This window comes from bacterium, from assembly GCA_023135785.1.
In the GTDB taxonomy this organism is placed as follows: domain Bacteria; phylum CAIJMQ01; class CAIJMQ01; order CAIJMQ01; family CAIJMQ01; genus CAZNJA01.
Window position 1 is genome coordinate 1 of the sequence record JAGLSL010000015.1, and the last position, 8,166, is coordinate 8,166.

Below are 8,166 nucleotides of genomic sequence, written 5' to 3' on the forward strand. Positions count from 1 at the left end.
GAAGATATTTTTAAGGGATTTGATTTCGGTAATGTAAAAGATGTTTTTGATGGTTTTGGAAGAAGCAGCGGGGTCAGAGGTTTTGACGACCTTTTCTCCAATATTTCTGGTCCCGGCGGCAGAACACGAACAAGAGTAACTGTTATAAACGATGGCAGTGGTCAGACCTTTAAGGCGATCAATCTGGACGATATTTTCGATTCGCTGTTTCATACAGGCAGACAAACGATTAGTCGCCAAGATGTATATTTGAATATTTCCTTTACTGCGGAAGAACTTATAAAAGGAACAGGCAAAAAAATAACCAAAAGAGATGGCAAGGTTCTTCATGTGAAAATTCCCCCCAGAACAAAAGAAGGAACGAAACTACGGCTGCAGGGACAAGGGAAAAACGGCGCTGACCTGTATCTTGTAGTTAAAAGAAAGTAGGCTTAATGCGCCACACTTATCTTTTAGTATAAAACTAAGGTTTATATTCCACTACCCGTATCTAATTGCCAGCCTCAATATCTGGATTGTCAAGAGCATTCTGCTCCAGATATTTAAAAACAGTATTCCAAGTCCATAACAGAAACATTATCTACCTGGAAACGAGGTAATGCATAAGGTGGAATTACAAATTGAAGATTCCCCGTAGTTTCAGCAGTTATTGTTTCATTGTAATGCCCAACATAAGCAATGGGAATATCTACTCCTCCAATCGTTGCATATGCTCCATCAGATCTGAATTCACTAGGTATTATGTGAACGTATCCTATATCAAACTGAACCTGATACTCTCTTCCGGGAACTATGCCCAAATCGTAGTCAGATTCTATTCCTGGGAGTATTCTGTTCAAAGCACTGTCAGGCTGGGCAATTTGTAAATATGATTCTACATTATACCAGGCTCCAACTGTATATATGTATCCTCCTGTTAGATTCCAATGCCCTTCATTCGGATGCGGCAGATACCATAGATTCCAGTCTGTTGTTATTGTAGTTTCAAAATCCCCGTTTACTACTAATTCGCATACAGGTATTGTCAGCACATAATTTCCCGTGGCACTACCGTAACCTGCCACCCTGATTATATAAGTGTTACCCGCTACTATGTCAAATGCTGAAATATGAGATTGAGGCCAGCAAACGGTAGAGTAATCATTGTATGCCAGTTGTTCTCCTCCGCACCCATCATATACTGTTAGCGTGGTGGAAAAATCACTGCCGCAAAGGCTGATATCTACGCTTCTGCTATTTTCCGGTGTGAATGAATACCAACGGCTTTCATCTGAGGCTTCAATAGAGCCGGAGTATTCCTGATTTATAATAGCTTTAAAGGCATACTGACACTCATCATTTAATGGAGTTTCATACGCGCCCATGTCAGCCAATACACCTGAAGAACCGATTCCGGGAACATCAAAACGCTGATTGCCTAATATGTCAGTAACAGGAGCTTTACTATCATTCGCAACATCAATACACGGACTTCCTTGCTCATCTAACCGTAAACCATCGTCGGATGTGCGGAAGATGCCATCTGCGCCTGCAGGATTACTTGCATCCATAAATAATGGGTCAACATTGATGTTGCCTTCTCCTGTATAGCCACCTTTTATATTAGAGTAAGTAATGGTCGGCTTAGAAGAAAAGTACTTGTATATCTCGTCACCATCAATACCAGCATGGTTATCCCAGAAGATACAGTTGGTGAGCGTTGGATTGCTTTTGTAATTGTGTAGCCCACCGCCTCTCGTCGCGGATTGATTGCCCCTGAAGGTACAGTTAATTAGCTTCGGATATCCTGAAGGACATATTTGGTTGGCCATTCCTCCACCATTGCTACTACGGGAGCTTGAGGCGATATTATTGCTGAACGTGCAGTTGATAAGTATAGAAGAAGATGACTGGTTGGCTATCCCACCGGCGTCACCATAAGAAGGTCCTATCCCTGCGTTTCCGTTGAATATGCAGTTAATTAAGATCGGACTGCTACCAGACTTATTATACATCCCACCGCCGAAATCAGCCGAATTGCTAATAAATGTGCAGTTGGTCAGCGCTGGGTTGCTATTTTCTTTGTTGTACATACCCCCACCACCGCTGAAGGCTGTGTTGAAAGTGAATGTGCATCCTGTTACCGTAGGGCTACCAGACTGATTATACATCCCACCGCCAAAATCATCTTGATTGCCACCGTTTGCATTTCCACCTGTAATAGTGAAACCGTCAAGGACTGCTGTGGTATCGGTGCCACTTCCTTCGACAACGTGGTAACTATTGTCAATTATATTATCCGGTATTCCAATATCCCCGCTTAGTATGGTTTCGTAGTGTGCTATATCACGTGTATAGGCGCCTGGTGCGCCGAGTTCTACATAATCTAGTCCTGCATAGCCGCCTTTGACAGTTACACCATTGATTAGCTGAAATGTGGCTGAACGGTTGCCAAGTATGACAGTATCTCCCTGGTCAGGTTTATATGTGCCTTGTCCTACACGAATCTGATCACCGGCTTGAATCTCAGAGTTATTAAGCGCATCCTGTAGATATGTAAAGGCAGTATCCCATGTTGTTCCGGTTCCCGTATCAGGAGCATCATCATCAACATACCACCATCCTTGACACTCTTCAATTACTATTATCTTGAAAGAACCGTGTCCCCAGAGATAGTTATTGGCATACATATCAGTTTCACTCCACTCTCTAACAGACTGAGGGAATTCACTCTGTAAAGGCTCAGTCCAGTCTTCAGTCATTACAACGTTGTAACGCGAATCATTTATCCAATGAATGTTATTGATAATTGCCGGTCCGATTTTGTCAAGTAGAATATCTCCCCCGAAATTGGGTTGCGAATAAACAATTACTCTTGTGTCTGCGTGAATAGCAATTCCATCAAGGGTGTGGTAAACCGCGTCAGGAATTGCTTCAGCAGTGTCCGGATATTCGCCAGGTTCAATAATATCGCTCAAGTTATCTAGAACGAAAGCTTTAGACCAACCGATTGAGTCCCATTCGTCGGCCATTATTGCTCCGGTGAAATGAACTGCATATGGGGTATATTCATCTATATCGGTGGTTGTGGCATCGGAATTTTCAAGTTTTAGAATTATAGTTGCAGATTGTGGTTCGACTGGTGTAGATGGAGTTTCATCAGGAGTGATTGGTATTATAGGTTCTGTCGGTGTAACTTCGTCAGTAGCAACCGCTTGTTCATTTGTAGTTTCTGTATTTGTTATTACAGCCGTATTGTCCACCAGCCCCAAACCGTTAATCAAAGATATTCTGATAATTGGTGTGCCGCCATGAATTTGCGATGATATGCCTTTACTTTTGGTTGAGTCTTTGTTCCCTGTTATGATACAGTTTATTATTTGCGGACTGGAATTGTCGGTAGAGTATATTCCTCCACCACTTTCAGTGGTTTGGTTATCTATAATAGTGCAGTTTTCTATTGTGGGAGAAGCATCTTTACAGTATATTCCCCTACAATCTAAATCTTTACTTGTGATTGTAAATCCTTTTAACGCTGAATTGCTGTCTATTGTAACAACACTTCCAGTATCAGTTCCTTCAATAATAGTATTGGCAACTATATCGGTGTTGAGCGGGTCTATTGAGGTTAAAGTGATTGATTTTCCGTTGAAATTTATGTTGCCTTTATATTTGCCTTGAGAAACTGCAATTGTATCACCGTCTATAGTTATATTTATTGCCCCTTGAATTGTTTTTACATCTGAAGGAACATTGATTGTGATATTTTCTTTAGGTGTGCTTTCTTTATCCTGCGGGTCTGATTTATGCAGGACTTCGCAGAAGTTGCTATAGCTATCATTGTCAGAATCTAAACTTGCGAGTTTGGTTGGAGTAGGGGAGAGCTTCGCGTAACTTTCGCTGTTAATACCCCACAACCCAACTAAACTTAAAACTAAAACAAAAGTTAAAAATTTAATCTTCATTTTACTTCTCCTTTATTAGTTAAAGAATATTTTTTCAAAAGGTTACTATTTAAAATTGGGATTGAAAGAAAGTAAAAAGGTAGTTTGATATGGCAAATTGTTTCTTTTATCATTCGGATGGAATTATATCATGCTTGTCAAATCCTTTGTGTATATTTGTTCATCAGCAATGCGGAAAGGGTGTAAATACAATATTTATTGTACAAGCTATACATGCGCATAATTGTAATGGTGCAATCTTGTGTATATGAAAATATTCCCACCTCCGAGGTGGGAATAGATATCGTCATTTTTTAATGCCTCGCCCTTTATGGCGGGGTAATTTACTTTTAAATCTTTTGAAAATCTGTGTAATCATCTATAATGTATTACAACAGGAGGGATAAAGGATGTGTAAACAAATTTTAGTTGTTATGTTTTTGGTTGTTTCTGTATGTTTGGTATTTGCGCAGGCTGAAAATTATAAAGGAACTGTTCCGCCAGAAGTTCTAAAATTATATCATCAGGATATTGTAAATGGTTCTCGTCCAAGAATAGTTACTATTACAAAAGATATGATTGAATCTTTGGTTAAACAACCGGAATTAGGCGGCGATGCATATCGTTTTGATTTTGATATGAGGGATATTTCTCCCACCGAAAAAAATATTCTTTTAGGATGGATTAGAGGCGGTCAAAAAATACTGCTGTGGGGAGATATTGATATTTGGAAATATGCTCCGTTATTCTCAGGCAAAATGAAGATAGCGGGCAAGACAGGTTTGAAAGTAAAATTAGCTAATCATCGGGTTAACAATAATGTCGAAAGAATAATATTTAAAGGTAAAAGCAACTCTTATGTTTATTTATCACAATATCCTATAGGAACGGAAATTATTGCCTATATAAAGAAAGATGTTTTTGCAGGTAGAGTTCCATATGGTAAGGGAAGCATATATTTTGTCGGGCTTGGAGAGCATTGGCATTTAGGAAAAGATAAGGATATATGGACTTTGAATTTCTATCATTGGATGCTCGGATTGCATGTCCCAGGTAGGGTAGAAACACTATTTTAAAGACAAGTAAAACTAAAATATTACAGTTCAAGCATTGCGGTTGTACAATTTTGGACACTAAACAAGATAGAAATAAATCGAAATACATGGAAATATCTTGAAATATATTGCCTGTATCCTTAATTTTTTGAAGTTATAGTATGTATTTTTTTTAGTTTTCAATCCTTTAACAACATATCTCTATCTATTTCTACACATATCTACCGTATATCTATCTTATTTCCTATGTTATCTGCTAATTCTTGCATTTGCCATTCAGGACAAGAGTTCTTTTATCTTATCCTTTATATTTGAAGATGTAAGAAGTGATTCCCCTATCAGAAAAGAATTGATTCCGCAGTTTTTAATCGTCTCGATTTCTTTTTTTCCTTTTATTCCCGATTCACTTACTACTCTTTTTTCAACGGGAATTAATGGAAAAAGAGATAGGGAAGTTTTTATATTCACTTTCAAGCTGTCTAAATTTCTATTATTAATACCTATATTTTCTGCTTCACATTCTATCGCCTTTTTAAGGTCGTTTTTACTATGAACTTCTACCAAAGAACAAAGATTTAAATTTTTTGCCATTGCTATTAAATTTGTTAACTCTTTTTTCTCAAGTATTCGCGCTATTAAGAGAATACAGTCAGCGCCAAAAAACTTGCTTTCGTAAATCTGATACGGGTCTATAATAAAATCTTTCCTTAGAATAGGCACACTTGTATTATTCTTTACGTCTTTTAAATCATTTAAGGACCCCAAGAAAAAATCGCTTTCTGTTAATACTGATATTGCCTTTGCGCCGGATTCTTCATAAATTTTAGCTATTTTTACGGGGTCATAGTCTTTTAATATCAGCCCCTTTGACGGCGAGGCTTTTTTAACTTCACAAATAAGATTTATATTTTGCTTGTCTTCCAAAACTGCGGAAAAATTTCTTGTAGGAGGTAGGGTGGAAATTTTTTCTTTTATAGCTTCTAAAGGCAACTTACTCTTTTTTGTCTGTATTCTGTATTCTGTTCTTTCAATTATGGTAGATAGAATATTATTCATAATTTTATTTTTGAATTTAGTTTGTCATTCTTATCAAATCTTTTAGCTTATTCAATGCATTACCGGAATCTATTGATTCTTCGGCGATTTTAATTCCTTCTTTTATATTGTTGGTCTTGCCTGCAATATAGAATAAAGCGCCGGCATTAAGAAGAACAATATCTCGATGTGGCCCCTTTTTTCCTTCCAATACGCCCATCATAATGTGTACATTTTTGTCCACATCTCCTCCTTGCAACTCTTTTAGGGTTGTTTTTGGGATGCCAAAATCTTCGGGTTGGATATGATATGTGTTGACTTTGCCTTCTTTAACTTCACAGATAAGAGTTTTGTCTGTAGTGGATATTTCGTCAAAACCTTTTCCGTGCACAACGAGTGATGCTTTTGTTCCCAAATCCTTTAAAACATTAGCTATCATTTCAGTCAAATCTGCTGAAGGAACACCAAGTAGTTGTACATTAGCGCCGGCTGGATTGGTAAGAGGACCTAAAATATTAAATATTGTGCGTATACCGAGCTCTTTTCTTGTGGGCATAGCGTATTTCATGGCAGGATGATATATTTGCGCAAAAAGAAATCCAATTCCTATTTTTTCAATACATTCCTTTGCTTTTTCCGGTTTAGTATTGATGTTGACACCTAAACGTTCAAGCACATCTGCGCTTCCGCATTGACTTGATGCCGAACGGTTTCCGTGTTTTGCCACAGTTAATTCGCCGCCTGCGGCGACAAAGGCAACTGCAGTGGAAATATTAAAGGTGTTGGTTTTATCGCCGCCCGTTCCGCAGGTATCTACTATTGTGTTCGCATTTATATTTAATTTTAATGAAGCATTGCGCATAGCCTCGGCGCAACCCGTGATTTCATCGACTACTTCTGTTTTCATGCGAAGAGCCGTTATGAAAGCCGAAATTTGAGAAGGAGTGGTTTCTCCTTTCATAATTTCACTCATAGCTTCTTTGGCTTCGTCTTTTGTGAGATTTTTTTTGTCTACAAGTTTTGAAATCGCTTCTTTAATCATTTTTTTTCTTTGGGTTCTGATGCTTCTTGTTCTTCCTTAAGTGCTGGATTTTCCGGGACTGGAAGGTTTTTTATTTCTTTTTCTGCCTGAAGCAACCCGTCTATTACTTGCGATATCAGTTCTGGTCTAAAAGCCACGCCTTTTTTAGTTGGCTTGTATTCCCCCTCGTCATCTTCGTAGAAAACACGTACATCTACATAATTATTTCCTTTGAATTCCGATATACTCACCCTGATTTTATTGTTGGCATTTTTTTCTATGTCTTTTATTATTTTTTGCATTTTATTTCCCTCCTTTGTGAAATTATTTAATATCTATAAAATTTTTAATTATAAGTTTTCCCGCTTGTGTGAGTATTGATTCGGGATGAAACTGTACTCCGAAAGAAGGATATTGGGTATGTTGCATTGCCATAATCTCGTCTATGTTTTTACCTTTTTTAGTCCATGCCGTGATTTTAAAACAATCTGGCAGAGACTTTTTTTCCACTATCAGGGAATGGTATCTCGTTGCTTCAAATGGAGACGGGATATTTTGAAAAATACCCTTGTTTTTATGATAAATCATTGAAGTTTTTCCGTGCATAAGTTCTTTTGCTCCGATGATTTTTCCTTTAAATGTATAACCGAGAGCTTGGTGTCCCAAACACACTCCCAGGATGGGAATTTTAGGCGCGAACGTTTTTATAAGTTCACATGATATCCCTGCGTTTTCGGGTCTGCCTGGCCCCGGGGATATTACTATTTTTTCCGGTTTTAATTCTTTTATTTGGCGAATTGTTATTTTATCGTTACGATAAACTTTCAAATCCGCGCCGAGTTCACCAAGATACTGAACAAGGTTGTAGACAAATGAGTCATAATTATCTATTACAAGAATCATATTTCTCCTCTACTTAATGTCACTTTTAAATTAAAAATCAAATATCAAAAATTAAAATTACATATTAAAATGTAAAATTGGGCGACGGTTAAGGTCACGATACCCGTTTTGTAATTGGGTTAAGGTTACATGTTTTAAGACGAGAAACGTAACCGAATAACGATACGGGTTTCGTCACAACGTTACCTGATTAACCTTCTTCCTTTTTGAACTTTGATTTGTCATTTTG

7 protein-coding genes are annotated in these 8,166 nt (G+C 37.8%); 2 read left to right on the forward strand and 5 right to left on the reverse strand.

What is annotated here, in order from left to right; all coding sequences use genetic code 11:
* Window positions 1-429 (forward strand): hypothetical protein (locus tag KAS42_01410; protein ID MCK4904889.1); only part of this gene is annotated, 429 nt, incomplete at its 5' end.
* Between the two features lie 113 nt (window positions 430-542).
* Here the strand turns inward: KAS42_01410 and KAS42_01415 are convergent.
* Window positions 543-3,944 (reverse strand): hypothetical protein, encoded by a 3,402-nt coding sequence (locus tag KAS42_01415; GenBank protein MCK4904890.1) that lies wholly within the window; start codon window positions 3,942-3,944, stop codon window positions 543-545.
* A 389-nt stretch (window positions 3,945-4,333) separates the two neighbouring features.
* On the opposite strand from KAS42_01415, the gene KAS42_01420 reads away from it, so the two are divergent.
* Window positions 4,334-4,999: a hypothetical protein gene (locus KAS42_01420; protein ID MCK4904891.1), complete on the forward strand. Its 666-nt coding sequence runs from the start codon at window positions 4,334-4,336 to the stop codon at window positions 4,997-4,999.
* A gap of 255 nt (window positions 5,000-5,254) precedes the next feature.
* On the opposite strand, the gene trpC is transcribed toward KAS42_01420, so the two are convergent.
* Genes trpC through KAS42_01440 form a run of 4 tightly spaced genes read right to left on the reverse strand, consistent with a single transcriptional unit; the run spans window position 5,255 to window position 7,937 of the window.
* Window positions 5,255-6,034, reverse strand: coding sequence for an indole-3-glycerol phosphate synthase TrpC (gene trpC / locus KAS42_01425; protein MCK4904892.1), 780 nt, complete (start codon window positions 6,032-6,034; stop codon window positions 5,255-5,257).
* A gap of 16 nt (window positions 6,035-6,050) precedes the next feature.
* On the reverse strand, window positions 6,051-7,055 hold the full coding sequence (gene trpD, locus KAS42_01430) for an anthranilate phosphoribosyltransferase (GenBank protein ID MCK4904893.1): 1,005 nt from the start codon (window positions 7,053-7,055) through the stop codon (window positions 6,051-6,053).
* Window positions 7,052-7,336 (reverse strand): transcriptional coactivator p15/PC4 family protein, encoded by a 285-nt coding sequence (locus tag KAS42_01435; protein ID MCK4904894.1) that lies wholly within the window; start codon window positions 7,334-7,336, stop codon window positions 7,052-7,054. The genes trpD and KAS42_01435 overlap by 4 nt, the downstream gene beginning before the upstream one ends.
* A 22-nt stretch (window positions 7,337-7,358) precedes the next feature.
* On the reverse strand, window positions 7,359-7,937 hold the full coding sequence (locus KAS42_01440; GenBank protein MCK4904895.1) for an aminodeoxychorismate/anthranilate synthase component II: 579 nt from the start codon (window positions 7,935-7,937) through the stop codon (window positions 7,359-7,361).
* Between the last annotated feature and the right edge of the window lie 229 nt (window positions 7,938-8,166).

What these genes read in the sequence shown, in the direction of transcription:
- trpD (MCK4904893.1), bottom strand. Translation starts at nt 7,055, where the DNA reads ATGATTAAAGAAGCGATTTCAAAACTTGTAGACAAAAAAAATCTCACA.
- KAS42_01420 (MCK4904891.1), top strand. Translation starts at nt 4,334, where the DNA reads ATGTGTAAACAAATTTTAGTTGTTATGTTTTTGGTTGTTTCTGTATGT.
- KAS42_01435 (MCK4904894.1), bottom strand. Translation starts at nt 7,336, where the DNA reads ATGCAAAAAATAATAAAAGACATAGAAAAAAATGCCAACAATAAAATC.
- KAS42_01415 (MCK4904890.1), bottom strand. Translation starts at nt 3,944, where the DNA reads ATGAAGATTAAATTTTTAACTTTTGTTTTAGTTTTAAGTTTAGTTGGG.
- KAS42_01440 (MCK4904895.1), bottom strand. Translation starts at nt 7,937, where the DNA reads ATGATTCTTGTAATAGATAATTATGACTCATTTGTCTACAACCTTGTT.
- trpC (MCK4904892.1), bottom strand. Translation starts at nt 6,034, where the DNA reads ATGAATAATATTCTATCTACCATAATTGAAAGAACAGAATACAGAATA.